The following is a 21,586-nucleotide window of genomic DNA, read 5'->3' on the forward strand; positions in this document are numbered from 1 at the left end:
GCGGGTGTCGTCCGCTGATCGACACCGGCGCACGCCGGGCCGGTCAGCAAGCCTTGCGTCCGACAAGGTGGAAAACGCGACTGAGCTGACGGTACGGGTCTCGCCTGCTCGCTTCGAGTTCGACGGCGGCCGTCGCCGCCAACTGGTCAGAATCCCGTGGGTCCAACTGCGCTCCACTGAACTCGAGCCAATCGACGAACAGCCACACCCCGTACCAACGCAGCGGCTCCACGTCCCGGCGCCGCAGGAGATCGCTGAGGTGTTCCACGGTGTCGGCTCGGGTCGGGACCCCGAGCACCCCGATCTCGCCGGTGGCGTCGAACGCCGCCAGCGCGTCATCCCACCGCCGCTCCAACGCCGGGCGCACCGCCAGCGCCTTGGCGTTGCCTGCCATGATCGACACCACCCCACCGTCGGCCGCGCATCGGCACAGCTGATCGACCAACGGCTCCGGCTGGTCGAGATACCCGAGCACGCCATGGCACATCACGGCGGCGAAGCGCGTGCCGTCGACCGCATCGACGGCGTTCTCCCCGTCGGCCTCGACGAGAGTCACCCGTCGCCGGGTTTCCGCCGGCAGTCGCTGCAGCCGCTGGCGGGCCTTGCCCAGCATCGTCGGCGACGGATCGAGCACCGTCACGTCGTATCCGGCCTGGGCCAGCGGTAGGGACTGGTGCCCCGCGCCACCGCCCACGTCCAGGACCGATGCGGGAGGCGCGGGCAGATGCTCCAGCAACTGGTGGTGCAGCACGTGGGTGCGCACGTGGCCCTTCACGGAGGCGTACGCATCGTCGGCAAAGCTATCGGCCAAACCGGACCAGCTGTCGTCGCCCACCACGTCGAAGATATAGGTAACGGGTCGGTCAGAAGCTGGCGTGCGGCGCGCCGATGCCCGGGTCGATCTGATGGGGTCCCGCGGCCGACGGCGCGATGGGGAAATCGAAGATCGCCGTCGGAATGTACACGGTGGCACAGGAATTGGGGATGTCGACCACGCCGGACAGGCGCCCTTCGATGGGCGCCGATCCGAGCAGCAGGTAGGCCTGCTCAGGGCTGTAACCGAACTTGGTCAGGTAGTCGATCGCGTGCAGACAGGCCCGCTGGTAGGCGAGGTCGGAGTTGAGGTACTTCTGCTCGCCGTCCAGCGTCACCGAGGTGCCGGAGAAGGCGATCCACTCGGAGTACTGGGGATCGGTGTTGCCGGGCATGAAGATGGCGTTCTCGGACACCCCGTAGGTCTGCATGCCACCCTTGATGAGGTCGACATGGAGATCCATGAAGCCGCCCATCTCGATGGCCCCGCAGAACGTGATCTCACCGTCGCCCTGCGAGAAGTGCAGGTCCCCGAACGACAGGTTCGCGCCGGGGACGAACACCGGGTAGAACACCCGCGTTCCCTTGGTGAGGTTCTTGATGTCCTGATTGCCGCCGTTCTCCCGTGGCGGGGCGGTCCTGGCGGCTTCGGCGGCCACCCGGGTGAAATCGGCGCCCGTCAGCGAGCCGAGGATCGCGTCCTGGGGTTCCGGTGGCAGCGCAAGCGGCGGTACCCGGTCCGGGTCGGTGGCGATGAGCGCACCCTCACGAGCGTTCCATTTGGCCAGCAGCCCCGCCGACGGTGCGGTGCCCATCAGGCCGGGGTGGACGATCCCGGTGTACTTCACCCCGGGGACGTGCCGCGAGGTCGCGCTCTGCCCGGCAAAGTCCCAGATCGCCTTGTACGCGTCGGGGAACTGCTCGGTGAGGAACCCACCGCCGTTGAGTGTGGCGAAGATGCCGGTGTACCCCCAGCCCTGACCGGCGAGGGGGCCGGAATCCTCCTGCGGGATGGGTCCGACGTCGAGGATGTCGACGATCAGGAGGTCGCCCGGTTCGGCCCCTTCTATCGCGAACGGACCCGACAGGCGGTGCACACCCTTCAACGGGGCGTTCAAGATGTCCTCGGCGGAGTCGTCGTTGTGAATCGCGCCGTCGAACCACTCGCGGCAGTGCGCGCGGAAGGTGTCACCCGGCTTGACGGTGACGGCGGCAGGAATGTCGGGATGCCAACGGTTGTGCCCGACAATCTGCTGCTCGGTGAATTTCTTGGTCGAGTCCAATGGGAACAGCAATTCGGGCATGTCGGCCTCCTCCGTGCGATTGCTTTCGGTACTGGAACGACTCGCTCTTCCGAACCTAGCGCGGTCCTGGATGCGGCCGCATGGAAAGCACGTGACGCACGGTGGGGACTACGGTTTCGGATATGCCGTCGTACGCGTTTCGATGCGAGCAGGGGTGCGTGGACTTCGTCGAGCACCATCCGATCACGTCCCCGCCCGACGGCACCGACTGTCCACAGTGTGGCGCACGGGCGCGGCGGATGATCGGGTCGCCCGCGCTCGGGGTGGGCCGCAACGCCGCGATGCGCATGCACGACCGCACCAGGGCGACCGCCGACACTCCCGATGTGGTGACCGGCCTCCCGCCGGCAACGGGCCCGGGGACACCGACGACCAGCAACCCGCTGCACCGGAAGCTTCCACGGGGGTGAACCCAGCGCGTCTATACGATGATTTCGACCCTATCGGTCCCCCGGCAACAGAATCAACGGTGACACCCCATGCCAGATATCGTCTATCCGGCTGCTGATGCCCACGTGCCCGGCTACCTCGCCATCCCCGAAGGCGACGGCCCATGGCCCGGCGTCGTGGTCATCCAGGACGTACTCGGTCTCACATCCGACTTGAAGCGGATCACGGACCGCTTCGCGGCGCATGGCTATCTGGCGCTGGCTCCGGCGCTCTACGGCGGCCACGGCCCCAAGATCAAGTGCATGATCAGTACCATCCGCTCCCACTTCACCGGCCGCGGCGACGCCTACGACGACCTGATCGGCGCCCGCGAATACCTGGTCGCCGACCGTCGGTGCACCGGCAAGGTCGGCCTGGCCGGGTTCTGCATGGGCGCGGGCTATTGCCTGCAGCTGGCCCCCAGCGGCCTGTTCGACGCCACCGCACCCAGTTATCCCCTCCTGCCCAAGGATGTCGAGAAACTCCGGCAATCCTGTCCGGTCGTCGCGAGCTTCGGCGCCAAGGACCGTGTCGTCGCGCGCGGGACCGCCGCCCAGCTCGAGGCCGTGCTCACCGAAGGTGGCGTGCCGCACGACGTGAAGGAATACCCGGACGTCGGCCACGCCTTCATGAACGATCACCCGGTGCCCGCTCGGATCCGGCCCGTGGTCGGCGTCGCCCGAATGGCCTATTCGGCGCCCGAGGCCGAAGACGCCTGGCAGCGCATCGTCTCGTTCTTCGAGGAGCACCTCAGCGAAGCAGACAGCGATCGCGATCCTGCCGGAAAAGCCTGACCCGGACCGCCCGACGTATGACGCGTCCTAGCGGCGCGATCGAACACGGGCCCTGATCGGGGCGCCGGCGATCATGGTGAAGTGCAAGGCAAGTGGGAAATCGTCGTCAAGAGAACAGATTTCGGCTTCGCGGACGAGGGTTGCCAACGCGAGCGTGACCTCGAGCATGGCGAAGTGGTCGCCGATGCACGAGCGCGGGCCGCCGCCGAACGGAAGGTACTGCCAACGATCGAGTGCCTTCATGTTCCTCGGGCTGAACCGGTCGGGGTCGAACCGAAGGGGGTCATCCCACAGCGCCGGATCGCGTTGAACGGCCATCCGCCCGACGATGAGCATGGTGCCCTTCTCCACCCGATAGCCGCCGACGGCGACATCGCGGGTCGCCATCCGTGTTCCGGTGGGCGCAGGCGGGCACAGCCGAAGCGACTCCCGGATCACCTGCACGGTGTAGCCCAGCTGCGGGATGTCGTCGGGCGTCAGTGGCCGGTCAGGCAGGGCCGCAACCTCTGCCGCAACCCGGTCCTGGTACTCGACGTGGCGGCCCAACGACCACAGGGCGTACGCCAAGGCCGTTGCGGTGGTGTCGTGGCCGGCGAAGAGGAAGATGATCAGCTCATCGCAGATCTCTTCGTCGGACAACCCGCGCCCGGTCTGCGGATCTTTGGCGGCGATCAACGCCCGCACCAGCGGCGCTTCTCGCGTCGGATCCGCACGGCAGTCGCGCAGCAGATCCCGGGTCAGGGCGTGCAGCTGCGCGCTCGCCGCCCTAGCGCGACGGCGCGCCGGTGTAGGTAACCAGTGCGGGGCGCGCAGCGGGTATGTCGCGCGCCTGATTGCGTAGGTCAACGCGATCCGCAGCGGGTCGACGACCTCGTCGGACCGCCGTTCCAAGTCCATCCCCAGCACCGATCGGCCCAGCGCGCGCAGCGTGAGCGTGCGGCTCTCGGCGTCCAGGTCGATCTGGGCATCCTCACCCCACCGCTCGCGAACCGATTGTGCCGCCTGTGCCATGTGACCACCGAACTCGTCGACACGTTGTTTGGTGAACACCGGTTGTATGGTGCGCCTGCGCGGCTTCCACGGCTCCAAGGGGAGGTCGGCGAGGTTGCCGCCGATGATGCGGCGCATCTCCTCGAAGACCGGGGTGGTCTTGTCGACGGACGCGTCCTTGGTGCTGAGGATGTCGCGAATGGCACCTGGCGAGGTTGCCAACACCATGGGAGGGATCAGCCAGCGCGGGCCCAGTGTGAAGGCGGTGACAGGTCCGCCGGCATCACGCAGTCGTTCCGTACCGGTGCTGAAGTGCCGGACCGCCGCGATGCGCTGGCGAAGACCCAACGGGTTAACCGGCGGCAGGGGCAACGAACTGAGCTCATCGCCCGCAAGGGCTTGTACATGAGCCACGTTCTCTCCTGGGACGGCACCGCGATTGTTTGCAGGTAGAAGCTTAATGAGTGTTGCTGAGCGGGGCTTGCCGCCGGGGACCGCGATGTGACGGACAACACGATGCGACACCCGCCCGGCCCGATTGGATCATCATGTATTCCGTCGGCGCCAAGCGTGACGCGACGTTGAGAGCTCGTGGTGAGGTTCGTGGTGAGGACAATCCGACCGCTGTGGCGGGTACCTGGGATCGTGGTGCGCGAACGGTTCCACCCGGCCGGGCGTGAGCGCGTCCCCGAACCCATGGTGATGGACGATCCGGAGTCGGTTGCCCAGTTCCACAGCGGTGGCGCGGCCAATCCCGGGATGCGGGCGATCTACGACCTGTGTGCGCGCGCACTCGATGCGTTGCTGCCGCCCGGTGGCCGGCTGCTTGACCTGGGGGTCGGTTCGGGTCGCGCGCTCAGTGCCGTCCTGCGTCGACGGCCCGACGTTCGGGCCACCGCGGTCGACCTCGCCCCGAATATGCTGACCACCGCCCGCGAGCTGTTCGACAGCGAAGGCCTGGGCGACCGCGTCGAACTGGTGCAGGCCGACATCACCGCATTGCCCGAGCGGTTGTCCACCGGCCCGTGGGACGCGATCTCGTGCATGTGGACCTTGCACCAACTTCCGGATCTCGACGTGTTGCACGCTGCCCTCGGCCAACTCGCGGCAGTGCAGAGCCGCAGCGGAGCCGCGGTGTGGATCAGCGACTTCCAGCGTCTGCGGGATCCGGAAGCCTGCTCCAGGATGTTGGTGTGTGTTGACCCCCAATCGCCAGAAGTGCTGCGCCAGGACGCAATTGCCAGCGAAGCGGCGTCGTTCACCATTGCCGAGCTGTCGAGCGAACTGTCGGCTGCCGGATTGCGGGGAATGCACGCTGGCCATACGACACCACTTCCGTATCTGCAGGCGCACTGGATGTTGGGTGCGGGCGGCAAACCGGATGCCCGACTCGGCAGGAATGACGGCCAGCTGTGTGGTCAGGCCCGGCGCGAGGCGGCGTTGCTGCGCTGGGGATTCACCGCCAAACCGTTCTGAGGCGTCCTCGGCGAATCGGCCGGCGTGGGATTAGTTCTGCGGCGGGCGGATTCGGTTCAGACTGCGCCGACTCGGCTTCGACGGTGGCGGCGCGAACGTGAACCGCAACACCAGCACGATGGCCGCCGCCGGATCGATGGCGGCAAGCCGCACGAAATCGCCTTGCAGTTCCCTCAATTCGGGTGCGAAGCGCGGTGACATCTCGTAGAGCTCCGCGGTGCTCCTGGCATGCAGGAACACAGGTGACAGCGGCTGTACGCTCAGGCCTTCCCGCTGGGCGGCGATCCACATCGCCTCGACGGCAGAACCTCCCCTGGCGTAGTCGCCGAGACTATCCCCCGTCACGGTGACCACCGCCAGCGCGGAGCTGGCGAGCACCCGGTCGCGCATGTTGTCGCCCAGCGCGCTGCCGGCGTCCCACTCCGCGAGGCGGGCCATGACGTCGGGCCGGCGCACGACGTCGAGGAACGCCGCGTCGCTGGCGTCGAACTCGAGGGTGCCGACGTCCAGGCCGACGTCGGGCTCGGGGTCCCCGGGCCGGCGAAGCTCGGCCATCATCTCCGCGTGCAGCCGCGGCGTTAAGAAGCGTATACGGTCGGTAGCACCGAAAATCGCTGCGGCCCTGGTGAGCTCGCCTCGATCGGTGATCAGGTGCAGATGGGCGCCTTCACGTTCGGTTGCGATGGCGAGACGCTCGATGGTCTCGTCGCCGAGTGGCTGGGGCGTTCCGTGATGGCGGTTGGTGTGGCGGGCGAGCATCGGTTCGTACAGCTCGGCGAGGGCGGGGTCGTCTCCGTTGCCGAAGGCCATCGCGGCTCTAAGGGGGGATCCGGCGTCGCCCTCGGAGACGCTCACCGGGCCGAGCACCCCGCGTGCGGCGGCGGCGATCTGGACGTTGAACAGGGCGGCGCCCACTGCGACAGCGCTGCCGCGGAGACCGATGTCCATCATCGACGTGTGTTCTGCGGCAATGCTGATCGTGATCCTTTGCGGCTCTACGTCGATGAGCCAGGGCTGGGCGTTTCCGCCGGACGGTGCGCGCAGAGCGGCGGCGACGACGGGGTCCTCGACTGCGGGCGCCGGAGTCTCCTCGAGTGCGGGGCCGTTCAGATTCATCTCGGGTTCTTCGATCTGGTCGAGCGCCCCACCGATGTCGACGCGGCACCGACCCGATCTGAGGGTTTCACCCACACCGATTCTGCGCACCGCCTCGGCCAATGCCGAGGCGCCGACGACGACGTCGGATGCCAACTGCGGCCAGGTCGACAACGACCGGTCGATCTCGAGAAGGGATGCCGCCGTGCGTGGCGAGAGCTGTTCGGCCTCCAGGTGCCGCAACATGTGGGGGACCTTCTCCCGGCTGCTCATGCCGGGCAGCAGCCGCACATCGAGTTCACCCAGCAGTCCGTGCAGGATCGGTCGTTGCGGTGACTGATCGAAACGTTCGACGTCGACGATTCCGCGGTCACTGGTCGCCATCAGGACCGGAACGCGCCGATCGCGGGCCCCTAAGCGCAGCACGGCCTTCATGTCGAGCGAATCGCACTCCTCCACGAGGATGTCGAGTCCATCGAGGAATGGGTCAACCGTGTCGGCGGTGATCCCCGCGACGAACACATCGACCGCCAGGTACGGGTCGAGTTCGGCGATCCTGCGGGCAGCCACATAGGCCTTGTTGACCCCGAGGTCGAACACCGTCGCCGGCACCCGATTCAGATTCGACAGCTCCAGATGGTCGAAATCGGCCAGCCGGATACGTCCGCACAAGCCTTCCATCGCCAGGGTGTGAGCGATGACGTGGCCGACACTCAGGCCGGCGACCCCGACGGTCAGCGAGTTGAACCGGGCTTGTTCGTCGGTGGTGATGCCGTTCCTGTTGCGGTCGAGTCGGAGTGCCCGGAATCCGCGCGGACCCACCACCGCGACGACGCTTCGCCGCCAGGGGTAGTAGGCCCACCGGCCGGGTTCGGCGAGGACGTCATCCCCGGGCGCCGGGCGGAGGCTGCGCAATCCTGAACGCTGTGCGTCGCGGTGGTCGAGGAACTCCACCGCGGGGTCCGCTCGTAGCCGCTCCAGCATCTCGCGATCCGTGGCGTCGGCGGGGTCCAGGATCCGCGCGGTGTAAGCGGTTGCATCGGGCCCTATCACGGGCTCTGTCACGGTGGCCCCTGTCTCGCTGTTGAGCGCCAGACATGCGGAAATGGTGCACATCGCCTGCGGCGTCGATCAGCGTGCAACACTACCGTCCGCACCGTTCGATTCCAGGAGGTGGGCTGCGGCGTCGACGATGGCTCGGGCGTGCAGTTCGAAAAGCGTCATCAGGTCGACGGCGTCGCCGCCGATTTCTTTCGCCATGAACAGCCCATCGCCGGCCGCGAGCGCGTAGGTCGCCAGGAGCTCCACGCCGCCATCGGTCAATCCCGGTGCAAGGTCTGCGATCACCGTGCGCACCTGCGCGAGCGCCTGATCGCGGACCGCCATGAACATCGCCCTGGCCCGGGGTTCGACCGGACGGCGCTCAAGCGCCAGCATCAGGCCGAGACGAAGGAATTCGGGGGAATCCCGTAGCGCCCTGGCGATCTGGCGACCCACGGCAACGGCGCGGGTCGGCGCGTCACCGTCTGGTGGCATTTGCCAGGCCGTCAGCCAGCTGCCGAAGCTGCGCTCGATGACCGCGGCCAGCAAGTCGTCCTTGTCCTTGAAATGCCAGTAGATCGAGCTGGCCGGCAACCCGCATCTGGCGCTGACCGCCCCGATGCTGGTCCCTTCGTAGCCCCGTTCGGCGGCGATCTCGGTGGCCGCGTCGAGGATGCGGCCCCGCGAGATCTCACCGTCGGCGCGTTGTCGCCGCCGTTTGGGCTTACCCGGGTCCGGCATGGATACCTCCGATGGCATTGACTCCGTAGTGATCGCTACATTACCGTAGTGATAACTACGGAAACAAGTCGGGGAGGACCACGATGTCCCGGATAGACACCCACCACCACATCATTCCGCCCGATTACCGAAAGGCGCTGCGCAGAGCGGGGATCGACGACGCGGGTGGCCGTACACTGCCGGACTGGAGCACAGAAGCGGCCCTGCAGGCCATGGCCGACCTCGACGTCGGCACCGCGATTGTGTCGGTGTCCGCACCGGGGACGACCTTCGTGCCCGATCCCGTCGGCGCCGCGGCGCTGGCCAGAGATGTCAACGATTGGGCCGGCGCTCTTGTGGCGGACCGGCCCGACCGGTTCGGCTTCTTCGCGACGGTGCCCATGCCGCATCTCGATGAGGCCGTGGCAGAGGCTGTGCGGGCCCTCGACGTCCTACGGGCCGACGGTATCGTGCTGCTGGCCAACAATGCGGGCACCTATCTCGGTCAGGATGGCCAGGATGAGTTGTTCGCCGCGCTGGATAGCCGCTCCGCTGTGGTATTCGTCCATCCCGCCGAGTTGCCCGGCCCCGCCGTTCCCGGTGTGCTGCCGTGGGCCACCGACTTCCTGCTGGATACCACCAGAGCGGCATACCTGTTGGTGCGCAACGAAATACGAAGGAGATTCCCGAACATCAGATTCATCCTGAGCCATGCGGGCGGCTTCGTTCCCTACGCCAGCCACCGGATGGCGCTCGCCATCATGGCCGACACCGGGCGGGCCGCCGCCGACAGCCTGGCGGACCTCGCCGGCTTCTACTTCGATACCGCCCTGTCATCGAGTCCCGCGGCGCTACCCACCTTGCTCGCCTTCGCCGAGCCGGGTCACGTCACCTTCGGCTCCGACTGGCCGTTCGCTCCGGTGGGTGTCGCCCAGCTGTTCGCCGCCGGCCTGGAAGCCTATCCGGGGCTCGACGCCGACGCCCGCGCCGACGTCGAGCGGAACAACGCGCTGGCGCTGTTCCCGCGCCTGGCGTCGCTCGTCTGAGCCAGCCCCGTCCCCTTCAGGCTTGTCTGACGCCGACCCTGTCCGCCGGCGCATGCGCCGAGGGTGACCTCACGGCGGAGATTCGTCGAAATCCTCTCCGTGACGTTACTTTCGGCGGCAGCCGGCCGCCCGTCAGATGAGTACGGCCCGCTCCTGGAGCGCGAGCTCCGCCTCGTGCAGCAGGACCGACTGCGCCTCCTCGTAGATCCGCCACGCCTCCTCGGGGCTGTCGCCGACCGCCGTCAGACCGATCCGGCCGCACTCGGTGAGACAGCTGATCATGTGGAACACCACCCCGGTGCGCCGGGACTGGTCGAAGTGCAGCCCGTGCTGGACGACGACGTCGAACAGATCCGGAACGGTGAGCACCTTGAGCCGGTCGTCTTCCAGGTGGTCGGTGGCCACCAGGTACTTACTGGTGCCGCCCGGGGTCACGAACACTCCGCGCTGTCCGTCATAGCTGCCGTCGGTGAGGAACTGCAGGGTCAGGAACGGGTGCGTGGTGCCGCCCTTGCGCAGGTTCAGCTCGATCGCATAGGGCGTCCATGCACCGCTTTCATCTTGCACGACAACGAAATCGACCGCGAACCGGCCCAGGACACCGATCTCGGCGAGATGTCCGCCGATCACCATCGCGGGCTCGGCGATGGCCGCGGCGTAACCGGGATCGGCGGGGAACACGCACCCGAGATACTTCTGGCCGCTCGCGCCGCCGAGTAACTGATCGTGGGTGGACAACAGTTCGGCGGTGCCGTCCGGCAGACCCCGCATCTGGACGCTCGGACTGGTCAGCCGCGTTCCGGTGATGCGCTCTTCGACGATGCCGCCGCTCCTGTCGAATGCCGCCAGAAAGACCTCCGGCGTGAGCGTGACCGCCTCGGGCTGCAGGCGGAACACCCGCTCCCTGATGGCGGCGGCCTCGTCGGCGGCGCCGACATCCGGCAGGTCCCGCAGGTCGAGCATGGCATTGCCGGAACCCGAGACCCCCTCGTTGATCTTCACGATCGCCTCGGTGAGCGCCGGGCGCCGGGTGCGCATGGTCTGCACGCCCGCCACGATGTCGTCGACCGTGTGCAGGTCTTCGGCACCGACCGGGCATTGCACCCCGAGTGACTCGAACAGTCGGCGGCACCCCGTCTTGGTGCCCAGATCGGCCAGCCGCGGATCCGCCCCGTACATCGGGATACCCAGCGACAGTGCAACGTCGCGCTCGAGTGTGGTGGTGTTGTAGGGGATCAGGTGACTGCGCGCCGGATTGGGCACCATGGACCGGATGGTCTGCAACAGACGTGGTCGCGCAAGCAGTTTCGCACTCAGGGACCCCGGCGACGAATCGCCGACGGGGATCAGGGTCAGGCGGGCGCGCGCATGACTCGGGATCACACCGGGCAGCAGGCCCAGGTAGTACTCCACGACGGACTCCGAGATCGGTTGCGACGTCACGTAAATCATCCGCAGCCGCGGCTGGCGCAGCAGCAACAGCAGGAACAGTGCGCGTTCCTCCATCGCCTGCATGACGGTGCCGCTCGTCGCGGTGGTGCGTTCGATGCTGATGGAGGGGACCACCACCACCGACTCGTCGGGGTAGCCGAGGCGCATCGCCTGCCAGGCCGGGCCCATCGCCTCCTGCAACTCGTCGAAGACGCGGTAGCGTTCCTCCTCGCTGAGCTCGGACAGGTGCCGGCCGGGAGTCTGAAGTTGTGTCATGTGCTCACCTCGTTCAATGCACTGATGTTGTGGATCCGCACGGAGCGGCTGAATCCCTTCGGCTGTGCGTCGCCGATGAATTCCGACACGGACAGGTGCTCGACGGAGGCAAGCACGCGTTCGGTGACGAGGATCTGCCAGGGCCTGGCGTCGGCGCACAGCCTCGCGGCGAGGTTGGTCACGCTGCCGATCGCCGAGTAGTCGAAGCGGCCCTCGAAACCGATCCTGCCGAGAGTCGCGTAACTCTGGGCGATTCCGATGCCGAGAGCGAGGTCATGGCCGTTGCGGAGCCAACGGGTGGCAAGCCCCTTGACTGCGTCGCGGATGTCGACCGCCATGCGTACCGCACGCTCGGCCGCGTCGTCGCAGGGGATGGGGTCGTTGAAGAAGACCATCACCCCGTCTCCGGTGAACCGCTCCAGCGTGCCCTCGTACTGGTGGATCAACGCCCCGATCACTTGGTGGTATTCACTCAATACCCCCATCACCTCCTCCGGCTCGCTGGTCTCTGCGAACGGGGTGAAGTTGCGCAGATCCGTGAACACCACGACGATCTCGCGGCGATGGCTGCGAAGCAGGGTCTCGTCTCCGACAACGAGTTCGGCGAGCTGCGGGGAGAGGAACCGCCGCAACCGGTTGGTGCGCTCCAACTCGGCGACCTGCCGGGCGACCCGGGTCTCCAACTCGGAGTTCCATGCCGCGAGCTCGTCGGCCTGCCTGCGGATGGTGTCGTGGTATCGCTTGATGCGCGCCAGCGACGCCACCCGGGCGAGCAGTTCGGCCTGGTCGAAGGGTTTGGCGACGAAGTCGTCGACACCGGCCTCGAGCGCGGCCAGGCGCTGCGTACTGCCGCTCGCCGTGATCATCACCACCGGAAGGAATTCGGTCGCCGGTATGGAGCGGATTCTGCGGGAAACCTCGAGGCCGTCCATCCCCGGCATCACGAGGTCGAGGAGCACCAGATCGACGTCACCGGTTTCGAGCAGTTCGAGCGCCTGCGCCCCCGAGGAGGCGGTGAGTACCCGGTAGCCGCGCGGCGTGAGGACCGCGTCCAGGAGTCTGAGGTTGACGGGCTGGTCGTCGACGGCTAGCACGGTGACCGGTATGTCCATCATTTCCCCTGGCCCGCAAGGAAATTCCCGATCTGCCCAGGAAGTGCCCGCACGCTGATCGGCTTCTCGATGTAGCCGTCGAATCCGGCGAGTTCGGCCCGCGCGCGGTCGGCGGCCATCGCGAATGCCGTTACGGCGACCACGGGTACGCTCGGCGCGAGAATGCCCTGCCGCAGCCTGCGCATCGTTTCGGTGCCGTCGATGCCGGGCAACTGGAGATCCAGCAGCACGAGATCGGGCGGATCCGACGTCGCGGCTTGCAGACCCTCCTCACCGGTCCGGGCCTCGACGATGTCGTACCCGGCGACCTGGAGCACATCGCGGACAAGCTTGAGATTGAGCGGATTGTCCTCGACCACGAGGATCCGGCGGGGTGTCACGACGACTCCGAAGGGCTGAGTCCCTTGGCCGAACCGGTCGGGACACCGACGCGGTTCAAGGCGTCGATCAGCTCGTCACGACGAACCGGCTTGCCCAGGTAGGCATCCGCACCCATGGCCGCGCCCCGCGGGCGGTCGTCGACCACCGTGGCGATGATCACCGGTATCGCCGCGGTTGCGGGCTGTGCCTTGAGTTCGGCAAGCACCTGCCAGCCGTTCAGCCGTGGCAGCTTGATATCGAGGACCACGGCCGCCGGCCGCACGCGGCGGATCAGGTCGAGGGCGTCCACACCGTCCCGTGCCCGCAGGACCCGGGTCGGCGTGCCGTCAAGGTAGGCCGACAGCAGATCCAGGGACGCCCGGTCGTCGTCGACGAGGACCACCACCGGTTCGTCGCTTGGGGATGCGGGGGCCTCGTCGGCGAGCGGCAGCAGTCCCGGTATCGAGAAGCCGAAGGTGCTGCCGGAGCCCACCGTGGTGTCCAGCCACATCCGCCCACCGAACAGCCCGACGATGCGCCGCGACAGCGTCAACCCGAGTCCGGTGCCCTCCTCCTTGGCGGGTCCCCTGCGGCCCTGCTGGAACGACTCGAAGATGCGATCCCGATCCTCTGGCGGCACGCCGATCCCGGTGTCGGTGACGGTGACGGTGAGTTCGCTGCCCTGCCGAGAGGCGCGCACCGACACACTGCCGCCGTCCGGGGTGAACTTGACGGCGTTGGACAGCAGGTTGAGGACCACCTGCTTGAACCGCAGCTCATCCGCCTCGATCAACCCGACGTCGTCGGCGACGTGCAGTGTGACGGCGATGGCATGCAGCGCCGCCCGCTCGCGGACCATGGCCAGGCTGTACTCGAGGGCACCGGCCACGCCGAATGTGGCTCGCTCGAGCACCATCTGGCCCGCCTCGACCTTGGACAGGTCGAGTATCTCGTTGAGCAGTTCGAGGAGATGGCGGCCGGAGTTCCAGATGTCGCGCAGGTACTCGTCCTGCCGTTCGTTGATCTCGCCGAACATGCGCTCCAGCAAGACTTCTGAGAAGCCGATCACCGCGTTGAGCGGTGTCCGAAGTTCGTGGGACATGCTGGCCAGAAACTCGGACTTGTGCCGGCTGGCAACCTCGAGTTCGGTCGATTTGGTCTCCAGCTCACGGAATAGCCGCGCATTGACGATGGCCAGAGCCGACTGGCCGGCGAAGGTCTGCAGCAGTTCGATCACGTCGAGGGGGAAGCTGCCCGTCCCGCGTCGCCGGATCACCAGCACGCCGATGACCTTGTCGCCGCGCAGCATCGGGACGGCGAGCACCGAGCGCCAGCCGTCGCGGAACAGGACCTCCAGATAGTGGTCGAGATCGGCCTGGCTCAGATCGGGGATCTGAAGAGGCTTGCGGGCCCGCACGGCCCGACCGACCAACGTCGACTCCCCGTCGATGGTGATGGACCGCAGCTGCTCCAGAAGGTCGCGACGGCTGCCGAACACCGCCCGGACGAGGAACGAGTCGTTCGCCTCGTCGTACTCGAGGATCGAACCGCCGTCGGTGCCCAGCGTGATGTCGCCGAAACCGAGGTTGGTCAGCCGCACGGCGTTGCTGACGATCCGGTCGAGGACCTCTTCGAGGTCGAGGCTCGAGCCGACGGCCTCGTTCACCTTGCGCAGCGCCTCGAGCTGGGTGACCTTGTTCGACAGCTCCGCACCTCTGGATTCGAGGGCGCGCATCAAGGTGACCTGGCGCAGTGCGATCGCGCCCTGCGCGGCGAACTCCTCGAGCAGTTCGCATTCGCGCGCGTCGAACGGTGCGACCTCGGTCCGCCACATCGACAGCACCCCGACGACCTCGTCCTGGAGCAGCATCGGTGTGGACAGCAGCGTGCGAAAGCCGGTGAGCCGCTGCAGATCACGCCGCCCGTAAGCAGCGTCGCTGAGCACGTCGGGAACCTGGTGGGTGCGCTTGTCCTCGGCAGCGCGCCCCACCGCGGACAACCGGTTTCGGGCGATCGGCTGGTCCAGCAGGAGTCTGCGGTAATCCTCCGGGGTTTCGCCGGAGACCCGCGAGAGCCGGAACACGTCCCCGTCGAGCAGGAACAGCTGTGCGGCCCGCGCCCCGCACAGGCGCGCCGCGTACTCGAGCACGGTGTCGAGCACGGCGCCCGGGTTGGCCACGTCTCGACCGAGCGCCGCGAGGATCTCGCGGATGGCCGCGGACTGCTGGTGCGCCTCGCGCAGCGCCCGGTGCTCGTCGATCGGGTCGTCGGCGCTCGGGGTGGGAATGCTGGGGTCCGTCACGGCAACCGTCACCCGTCTTGGATGATCGTGATCGTCGTCCACGCGCCGACGTGGATGCGATCGCCGTCGGTGAGTGGGGTTTCCTCGCCGTTGCGCAGAAAGTCGTCGCTGTCGTTGAGGCTCGTACCGTTGGTCGAGCCGAGGTCGGTGACGGTGACGCCGGAGTCCCGGATCCGCAGCACCGCGTGTTGGGTGGACACGCCGCGGTCGACGGGGTGGATGCCGAGGTCGATCGCCGGCTCGACGCCCTGGTCGCGGTTACGCCGCCCGATCAGGGTCGTGTTGGCGCGCAGGGCGATCCGCCGTTCGGGGAAGTACTCGGGAAATTCGACGGTGTCCGGACCGCCCCGGGCCAGCACGCGTTGATAGAAGGTCCGGTCGGCGGCGATGACGGCGATCCACCGGGCGGCTCCCGATGGCAGGCGACTGTCGCCGGCCGCGACGGGTTCCGGTGCCGGAGCAGGCGGTGCGGGCAGCGCCGAATCATGTCCACACGTTTCGCAGAACCGCCCGGCGATCGGCGCCCCGCACCCTGGGCAGACCGTCACCGCCGAAGACGACGACGAAGCCCGTTGTCCCGCCGCAATTTCCATCGGCGATCCGCACACGTCGCAATAGTCGGTGGCGGTCGAGTCGTGCCCATCGGCGCAAATCGGCATCAGGTCTCCTTCCGCACCCTCGCGGTTCTCGTCGAGCGTGCGTCAAGGGCCATCTCATCGGCCGCCGCGATGTCGCGGTGCAACCGCGCGGTACCGGTGCGCTTGTCGACCTCGATCACGCCTTCGAGCAGCTTGGCGGTGCCGTCGTTGCCCGACTCGACGGCCAGTTCCATGGCGCGCTTCAGTTTGGCTGTCGCGGTGGCGATGTCACCGCTTTTGCGTGCGCTGAGCCCGTCCTGGACCGCCTGCGCCAGTTCGGCCTGGCCGGTGTAGTGCGCCACCCGTCTGCTGATCCGGGCCGACAGCGCCGTGTCGGCCGTCCAGACCGCCTTCACCAGACCCTCACCCAGCGTCTGGTCGCCTGCGGTGACGGTCACCCGCGCCGCGAGCTTCTCCCGCCCGACCGCGGCGGGTTCCACCGCAACCTGGATGTGGTAGTCGCGATCCTCCACACCCCAGGAACCCAACGGGTACTCGCCGCTCTGACTTCCCGCGTCCACCCGGCGATGGGTCAGGTCCTCCACCGTCGGCGCTACCTGTTTGACGAACTCGACGCGAGCCCCCGCAGGAGTCCACAGCCGCAGCGTCAGATCGGGGATCGACTTGGCCATCGACGCGCGCATCATCGCGGCGAAGTCATCCGCCAGATCGGCCGGATCGGCGACGATGTCCACCGTGCCAAGCAGCGCCGAGGAGATCGCGCGCAGTTCCTCGACGTGCCAGCCTGTTCCGACCCCCCGGCAATCGCACGTGAAAACCCCTTCGCTGAGCCCGATCTCGTGTCCGAGCTGTTCGGGCGTCTCGTGCTCGTCCTTCCCGTCGGTGAGCAGGATCGCGTGGGTGAGTGCGCCCGGACGTTGTGCGACGACCCGTCGGACGTACGCCAGCCAGGTCCCCATCGCGGTCCCGCCGTTGGGCCGTAGGCCGTCGACCGCCACGGCCGCCGCGCCCCTGGTCGCGGTGCTCGCCCTCGTCGGGCGGCCATCCGGGGGATAGACGGGGACCGCCTTTTCGGTGCCGGCGATGATCGCGAAGTAAGTGCCGTCGACGAGTTCGTCGATGGCGGCCGCCGTGGCTCGCTTGGCCGCGTCGAACTTGCCCGACGGCGCCATCATCGACGTCGAGCAGTCGATGACGATGGCCTCCACCCGCTCCAGCACGGACTGATCTGCCACCTGGTTCGCGATGCCGCTGTCTGCCGTGATGCTGACGATCGCATCGACGGTGCCGGTTCCCTCCGCGAGGTACGGATTGTGGTCGACATCGACGGTGATGCCGGAAGGTCCTTGTGCGTCAGCTGAACTCATGAGGTCCTCCGATCGGTATCACGGCGACGGTGACATTGTCGTGGCCTCCGGCCTGTAATGCGAAGTCGACGAGGGCGGTTGCCACGGCAGCGGCGTCGGCACCGGTGCAGAGCCGGGCGATGTCGTCCGCCTCGGGCAGGTAGTTCCACAGTCCGTCGGTGCACAGCAGCAGCGAACCAGGACCGGTGGCGGTGATGGTGTGCACGCTGGAATCCGACCACGGTTTGGATCCGGCGTCGGCGCCGAGCCACCGGGTCAGCGTGTGCGCGCTGCGCTGGACGGCATCGGAGTCGGCACTCACGCCTGCGGTGATGAGTTCCTGCGCAAGGGAGTCGTCGACGGTCAGTTGCCGTGCGGGTTCCGGTCCGGCAGGAAGCCAATATGCCCTGCTGTCACCGACGTTGGCGATAGTGATCTGCGCGGTGCCATCGGCGGCGGGTGCGATGGCGGCCGCGGTGTATGTGCACGACGGTGAGGATGACGCATCCGAGTTCGTTCCCGCCGCCGCGGCGGCCCGTGTCGCTTCGGCCAGACCCGTCAGTGCCGCCGGGCGCCCCTTGCCCGACGCGGCAAGCGCCGCGAGCATCGCGTCGACACCGGCGGCAGCGGCCGCGGCCGCGGCCATGTGAGCCTGCCCCGACGTGGAGACGCCGTCACAGACGGCCACCGCGATAGCGTAGGGCGGCAGGCCGGCGCTGACCGCCACGGTGCCGGCGGCGGCGGCGTCCTCGTTGCCGACATGGACCAGACCCCGGTCGCTGACGAGCACGATGGCATCCAGATCCGCCGCACTGCGGTCGGGTTCGGCGCGCCGATGGCCGCAGGCGGTGCAGTACTCCTCGACGAAGGTGTCGTTGCCACAATCGGCGCACGGGCCCTGATTCGCGCCCGGCGTCCCGGCGGGTCCGGGGACGGAGATCCGGCGCAGCTCGGACAGGGCGGCGCCGCAGCTCTCGCAGAACCGGTCCGTCCGCGTGACCGCCGCGGCGCAGCGCGGACACGCGATCGGCGGCCCGGTCACAACCGGGTCCTGGGACGAACCGCGTTTGCCTGCTCCACCAACGCGATACGGTCCCACATGTCGTCGGTGTCGTGAGCAAGGTCGCGGTAAGCGTGTTCCATACCCGTGCGGATCCCTCGTTCGTCGAAGTCCCCGCCGAGCAGTCGCGGGCTGGTGTTGTTGTTGCCCGCACGCAGCCACGCCAGCGCGCCGCCGAGCACCTGCAGCCGCAGCGACGCCCGCCTGGCCGCCGATTCCAGCTTCAGGGCGCCCGCCCGCGTGGCGGCGTCAAGTAGCGTCTGTTCGTCGGTGTCGGCGGGTGCCCGGCCGTCGAGGAGGATCTCGATCGCGGTCGCGCGGGCCGCCGTGCAGTGTGCCGACTCGGCGGGAACCTGGTCGAGCACTGCGACCGCGCCGACGCGGTCACCTGCCCTGACCCGCTGCCTGGCCAGTCCGAACGCCGCGCTGACGTAACTGTGATCGGTGCGCCACACCGTCTCGTAGTAGTTACTTGTGCGGCCGCCCAGCTCGGCGGTCGCCGCGGCGGCCAGCTTTGGCGCCAACTCACCGGGCAGCATGCCCAGCACCGCTGCGAAATCTGCTGTCGCCAGGTCGAATTGGCCCTCCAGCAGTGCGCATTGCCCGCTGTACCATTTCAGCCGCCAATCGCCGGGGATCACCGGCTCCACCGCGGCGAGCCGCTTTCTGGCCCCCTGCGGATCGCCCAGTTCCAGCGACGCGCGCGCCAATCTCAGCGGAACCTCGACCGAGGATGTGCGCAGCGGGTGCGCTCCACCCCTGGCCAGGCTGAGCGCCTGCTCGAGCTGGGCGGGTGAAGTACCGCTGGTGGTCGCCAGCACCCCCGCCCCGGAGTCGTTCGGGTCGACCACCGGCACCGGCAGCGCCGCGATCACATGGGGGGCGTCGACCGGCATGTCGCGGCCTGCGCCGAACACCGGGCGCTGCGGGCTGAAGTAGCTCGACATCCGGGGACGCTCGGTGCCGCTGTCGGCGGCCGCGATCTGGTGCAGCACCCCGGTGAGCTGATCGGTCATCTCCTCCATCGACGCGAACCGCCGGCCGGGATCGGGGTCGGTGGCGCGCAGGATCGCCAGGTACAGCGATTCGTGCTGAGCCAGCACGGGCACGCTGTCGGGCCCCGGTAGCTGATCGACGAAGCGTCCATGCTCCTGAGGCACATCCATGACGAGCACTGCCAGCGTGCGGCCCACCGTGTACACGTCGCTGGCGACGGTGGGTCCGGTGCTGGCGATCTCGGGTGCCTGATAGCCGACGGTGCCGAAGATCGCACTGTCCAGATCGTCCATGGCGATGACGGCGCCCAGGTCGATCAACTTGAGTTGTTCGTCGGTCTGCATCACGTTGTCCGGCTTGAAGTCGCAGTAGGCCAGCCCCTGCGAGTGCAGGTAGCCGAGTGCCGGTGCGATCTCGACGATGTAGGCGACGGCCTGGTCGGGCGGCAGGGGGGCGTTGCGGGCCTTGCGGATCTGCTTGAGCGATGTGCCGCCGACGTACTCCATGACGATGTAGCCGACCGGAACGCCTGCGCTGTCGGGGTGTTCGACGAAGTTGTAGATCCGCACGATGTTGGGATGCTCCACACCGGCGAGGGTGAGCACCTCCGCGGCGGCCGCGGCCATGGCGTCGGCATCGCCGGAGTTCAGCAGTCCCTTGAGGACCACCCAGCGGCTGTGCACGTTTCTGTCGATGGCCAGATAGATCCAGCCGAGGCCGCCGTGTGCGATACAGCCCTGAACCTCGTACTGCCCGCCGACGAGATCACCACGGGAAAGCTTGGGAACAAAGGAGTATCGGGTGCCGCAGGCCGGGCAGAAGCCCTCCGCGCGTCCCGCTTGGCCGTCCCGCGCCCGCCCGACCGGTTTGCCGCATTCGGGATTGCCGCAGAACCGTTTGCCCTCCGGCACCTCTGGATTCGGCAGGATCGCGGCCGCCGGATCGCCCGTCGGCATGCGCGGCATCGTGACGACGCCCGCCCCGAGCCGCCCCCGGGTGCTCGACGACGTCGTCGAGGAGGTGCGTGCGGTCCTGGCCGAACCGGTGGTGGGGCGGCTCACCGCGGCCGCGGTGACCGGCCCCGCGGCCGCAGTGGCCGGCCCCTCGGATGTCGCGGGGGCCGATATCTGTCGGGAGGCCGTCGCCGGAGCTGCGGGCGCGGGCGTCGCGGGCGCGGGCGTCGCGGGTGCGGGCGCCGTGCCGCACACATCGCAATAGCCGTCGACGATGGTGCCGCCGCAGCCCGGCTCGCCGCACGTCATCTCGATTCTCCCTGCTTCTCGGCGATCAACTGCCGGTAGTCGGTGATGGCACGGGTCACCGCGCGCAGGTCACAGGGCTGACGGGACAGCAGCCCGGCGGCGATACGGCTGCATGCCAACAGATCTCGGTCCTCTCCGAGCCCCAGCCGGGCCGCCTTCGCCTGGTAGGCCGTCAGTCGTCCCTTGAGTTCACCGCGCCGGTCGAGCAGGCCCTGAGCGAGCACCTCGCTGTCCCGTATCGCGTTCAGTGCGGTCTCGATCCGTTGCCGCAGCGACCGCAGCGCAGCCGCGTCGGCCGATGCGAGCGACCGCAGGTCCGCGCGAAGCGCGGGTTCGGTGTCGGCGGGCGTGGGCAGGGGGGCGGTCAGGACCAGCTGCTCGGCGTGGGCGCGGGTGTCGGCCGCCTGCCGGGTCGCGCCGTGCAATGTGTCCAACAGGGATGTCGCCGCTGCCAGCGCCGCCGGCCAATCATCCTTGATCGCCGCCAGTTCGGTGAGTTCGGCTTCGCGGCGTCCGATTTCGTCGGCGATGTCGCGGATGCGTTCCTCGACGACCTGTGGGGTCAACGACAGCGGATCGGTCGCCGAATCGGTCAGCAGCACGGCTAGCGCCTTCGGCCCGGCCGCGCCCGCGGCGTCGAGGCGTTTCTGCGACGGCGCCAACCCGTGGGCGATCAGCGAGTCGATCTCGTCGACGGCGTCGAGGAACTCCGCAACGGCGGGGTACGCCGCGCGGATCCGATCGGCCGCGGCGGCGAATCCGGCCGCATCGGCATGCGAACCGTTGTTTGTGTTCTGCACCAACAGCTTCCGCGGACGCGGTGGTTCGGCGGGGCCGGACAGCAGCCGGGTCAACTCGGCCCGCTCATCGTCGTCGAGCTTGGTACCCCGCGCCCGCACCGCCTGAACGGACTCCAGCATCGACGTGAGCCGTCCGAAGTCGTCCCACATCTGCCCGAGGGATCGCTCGACCGCCTTCCATCGTTGCGCGGTGATCCCGGCAGGCGGGTAGCGACGCACGTGCGCGAGTCCCGGATGGTTGTCCAGCGCCACCAGTGCGGCCGAGATATCGGCGGCTTCGGCTGTGCGCGAAGCGAGTTCACGATCGATCTGTTCGGTGGTCAGTACGTTCACG

The 21,586-nt window shown here is 68.1% G+C and carries 19 protein-coding genes; 5 read left to right on the forward strand and 14 right to left on the reverse strand.

Annotated features, from left to right (window positions below; all coding sequences use genetic code 11):
• Positions 1-43 precede the first annotated feature (43 nt).
• Together ADBZ6K_RS07455 and fmdA are read right to left on the reverse strand one after the other, a co-directional pair.
• Positions 44-835, reverse strand: a complete 792-nt coding sequence (locus ADBZ6K_RS07455) for a class I SAM-dependent methyltransferase (protein WP_526345227.1) — start codon at positions 833-835, stop codon at positions 44-46.
• Positions 836-863: 28 nt separating this feature from the next.
• A complete protein-coding gene (fmdA, locus tag ADBZ6K_RS07460) occupies positions 864-2,117 on the reverse strand; it encodes a formamidase (protein WP_526345228.1) in 1,254 nt (417 codons plus the stop codon).
• A gap of 122 nt (positions 2,118-2,239) precedes the next feature.
• Between fmdA and ADBZ6K_RS07465 the strand changes: the two genes are divergently transcribed.
• Positions 2,240-2,527, forward strand: a complete 288-nt coding sequence (locus ADBZ6K_RS07465; RefSeq protein ID WP_526345229.1) for an FmdB family zinc ribbon protein — start codon at positions 2,240-2,242, stop codon at positions 2,525-2,527.
• A gap of 69 nt (positions 2,528-2,596) precedes the next feature.
• Positions 2,597-3,340 carry a dienelactone hydrolase family protein gene (locus ADBZ6K_RS07470; protein ID WP_526345230.1) on the forward strand — a complete coding sequence of 248 codons (744 nt, stop codon included), beginning with the start codon at positions 2,597-2,599 and terminating at the stop codon, positions 3,338-3,340.
• Positions 3,341-3,367: 27 nt separating this feature from the next.
• On the opposite strand, the gene ADBZ6K_RS07475 is transcribed toward ADBZ6K_RS07470, so the two are convergent.
• Positions 3,368-4,744, reverse strand: coding sequence for a cytochrome P450 (locus ADBZ6K_RS07475; protein ID WP_526345231.1), 1,377 nt, complete (start codon positions 4,742-4,744; stop codon positions 3,368-3,370).
• A 192-nt stretch (positions 4,745-4,936) separates the two neighbouring features.
• On the opposite strand from ADBZ6K_RS07475, the gene ADBZ6K_RS07480 reads away from it, so the two are divergent.
• The gene (locus ADBZ6K_RS07480; RefSeq protein ID WP_526345232.1) at positions 4,937-5,806 is read left to right on the forward strand and encodes an SAM-dependent methyltransferase; all 870 of its coding nucleotides are present in this window, start codon (positions 4,937-4,939) and stop codon (positions 5,804-5,806) included.
• A gap of 30 nt (positions 5,807-5,836) precedes the next feature.
• Here ADBZ6K_RS07480 and ADBZ6K_RS07485 read toward each other — a convergent pair whose 3' ends face one another.
• Complete coding sequence (locus tag ADBZ6K_RS07485; RefSeq protein ID WP_526345233.1) at positions 5,837-7,966, reverse strand: Rv1355c family protein; 2,130 nt, start codon at positions 7,964-7,966, stop codon at positions 5,837-5,839.
• A gap of 66 nt (positions 7,967-8,032) precedes the next feature.
• Positions 8,033-8,683, reverse strand: a complete 651-nt coding sequence (locus ADBZ6K_RS07490; protein WP_526345234.1) for a TetR/AcrR family transcriptional regulator — start codon at positions 8,681-8,683, stop codon at positions 8,033-8,035.
• 83 nt (positions 8,684-8,766) lie between these two features.
• Between ADBZ6K_RS07490 and ADBZ6K_RS07495 the strand changes: the two genes are divergently transcribed.
• Positions 8,767-9,708: an amidohydrolase family protein gene (locus tag ADBZ6K_RS07495; protein ID WP_526345235.1), complete on the forward strand. Its 942-nt coding sequence runs from the start codon at positions 8,767-8,769 to the stop codon at positions 9,706-9,708.
• A 132-nt stretch (positions 9,709-9,840) separates the two neighbouring features.
• Here the strand turns inward: ADBZ6K_RS07495 and ADBZ6K_RS07500 are convergent, their stop codons facing one another.
• From ADBZ6K_RS07500 to ADBZ6K_RS07535, 8 genes are read right to left on the reverse strand one after another with little or no spacing between them, the layout of a single operon-like run.
• Positions 9,841-11,415 (reverse strand): peptide ligase PGM1-related protein, encoded by a 1,575-nt coding sequence (locus ADBZ6K_RS07500; protein ID WP_526345236.1) that lies wholly within the window; start codon positions 11,413-11,415, stop codon positions 9,841-9,843.
• On the reverse strand, positions 11,412-12,527 hold the full coding sequence (locus tag ADBZ6K_RS07505; protein WP_526345237.1) for an adenylate/guanylate cyclase domain-containing protein: 1,116 nt from the start codon (positions 12,525-12,527) through the stop codon (positions 11,412-11,414). Before ADBZ6K_RS07505 ends, ADBZ6K_RS07500 begins: the two co-directional genes overlap by 4 nt.
• On the reverse strand, positions 12,527-12,907 hold the full coding sequence (locus tag ADBZ6K_RS07510) for a response regulator (protein WP_526345238.1): 381 nt from the start codon (positions 12,905-12,907) through the stop codon (positions 12,527-12,529). Before ADBZ6K_RS07510 ends, ADBZ6K_RS07505 begins: the two co-directional genes overlap by 1 nt.
• Complete coding sequence (locus ADBZ6K_RS07515; RefSeq protein ID WP_526345239.1) at positions 12,904-15,189, reverse strand: GAF domain-containing protein; 2,286 nt, start codon at positions 15,187-15,189, stop codon at positions 12,904-12,906. The genes ADBZ6K_RS07510 and ADBZ6K_RS07515 overlap by 4 nt, the downstream gene beginning before the upstream one ends.
• A gap of 8 nt (positions 15,190-15,197) precedes the next feature.
• Positions 15,198-15,848 (reverse strand): FHA domain-containing protein, encoded by a 651-nt coding sequence (locus ADBZ6K_RS07520; RefSeq protein WP_526345240.1) that lies wholly within the window; start codon positions 15,846-15,848, stop codon positions 15,198-15,200.
• On the reverse strand, positions 15,848-17,155 hold the full coding sequence (locus ADBZ6K_RS07525; RefSeq protein ID WP_526345241.1) for a vWA domain-containing protein: 1,308 nt from the start codon (positions 17,153-17,155) through the stop codon (positions 15,848-15,850). Before ADBZ6K_RS07525 ends, ADBZ6K_RS07520 begins: the two co-directional genes overlap by 1 nt.
• Entirely contained in the window at positions 17,142-18,176 is a 1,035-nt protein-coding gene (locus ADBZ6K_RS07530) for a PP2C family protein-serine/threonine phosphatase (RefSeq protein ID WP_526345242.1), read from the reverse strand. The genes ADBZ6K_RS07525 and ADBZ6K_RS07530 overlap by 14 nt, the downstream gene beginning before the upstream one ends.
• A complete protein-coding gene (locus ADBZ6K_RS07535; protein WP_526345243.1) occupies positions 18,173-20,146 on the reverse strand; it encodes a serine/threonine-protein kinase in 1,974 nt (657 codons plus the stop codon). Before ADBZ6K_RS07535 ends, ADBZ6K_RS07530 begins: the two co-directional genes overlap by 4 nt.
• Between ADBZ6K_RS07535 and ADBZ6K_RS07540 the strand changes: the two genes are divergently transcribed.
• Positions 20,145-20,408, forward strand: coding sequence for a hypothetical protein (locus tag ADBZ6K_RS07540; RefSeq protein ID WP_526345244.1), 264 nt, complete (start codon positions 20,145-20,147; stop codon positions 20,406-20,408). The genes ADBZ6K_RS07535 and ADBZ6K_RS07540 overlap by 2 nt on opposite strands.
• Positions 20,409-20,448: 40 nt before the next feature.
• Here the strand turns inward: ADBZ6K_RS07540 and ADBZ6K_RS07545 are convergent, their stop codons facing one another.
• Entirely contained in the window at positions 20,449-21,585 is a 1,137-nt protein-coding gene (locus ADBZ6K_RS07545; protein WP_526345245.1) for a hypothetical protein, read from the reverse strand.
• Between the last annotated feature and the right edge of the window lies 1 nt (position 21,586).

This window comes from Mycobacterium sp., from assembly GCF_044223235.1.
Classification (GTDB): domain Bacteria; phylum Actinomycetota; class Actinomycetes; order Mycobacteriales; family Mycobacteriaceae; genus Mycobacterium.

What these genes read in the sequence shown, in the direction of transcription:
- ADBZ6K_RS07465 (WP_526345229.1), top strand. Translation starts at nt 2,240, where the DNA reads ATGCCGTCGTACGCGTTTCGATGCGAGCAGGGGTGCGTGGACTTCGTC.
- ADBZ6K_RS07495 (WP_526345235.1), top strand. Translation starts at nt 8,767, where the DNA reads ATGTCCCGGATAGACACCCACCACCACATCATTCCGCCCGATTACCGA.
- ADBZ6K_RS07525 (WP_526345241.1), bottom strand. Translation starts at nt 17,155, where the DNA reads ATGAGTTCAGCTGACGCACAAGGACCTTCCGGCATCACCGTCGATGTC.
- ADBZ6K_RS07535 (WP_526345243.1), bottom strand. Translation starts at nt 20,146, where the DNA reads ATGCCGACGGGCGATCCGGCGGCCGCGATCCTGCCGAATCCAGAGGTG.
- ADBZ6K_RS07470 (WP_526345230.1), top strand. Translation starts at nt 2,597, where the DNA reads ATGCCAGATATCGTCTATCCGGCTGCTGATGCCCACGTGCCCGGCTAC.
- ADBZ6K_RS07520 (WP_526345240.1), bottom strand. Translation starts at nt 15,848, where the DNA reads ATGCCGATTTGCGCCGATGGGCACGACTCGACCGCCACCGACTATTGC.
- fmdA (WP_526345228.1), bottom strand. Translation starts at nt 2,117, where the DNA reads ATGCCCGAATTGCTGTTCCCATTGGACTCGACCAAGAAATTCACCGAG.
- ADBZ6K_RS07490 (WP_526345234.1), bottom strand. Translation starts at nt 8,683, where the DNA reads ATGCCGGACCCGGGTAAGCCCAAACGGCGGCGACAACGCGCCGACGGT.
- ADBZ6K_RS07500 (WP_526345236.1), bottom strand. Translation starts at nt 11,415, where the DNA reads ATGACACAACTTCAGACTCCCGGCCGGCACCTGTCCGAGCTCAGCGAG.
- ADBZ6K_RS07505 (WP_526345237.1), bottom strand. Translation starts at nt 12,527, where the DNA reads ATGGACATACCGGTCACCGTGCTAGCCGTCGACGACCAGCCCGTCAAC.
- ADBZ6K_RS07540 (WP_526345244.1), top strand. Translation starts at nt 20,145, where the DNA reads ATGCGCGGCATCGTGACGACGCCCGCCCCGAGCCGCCCCCGGGTGCTC.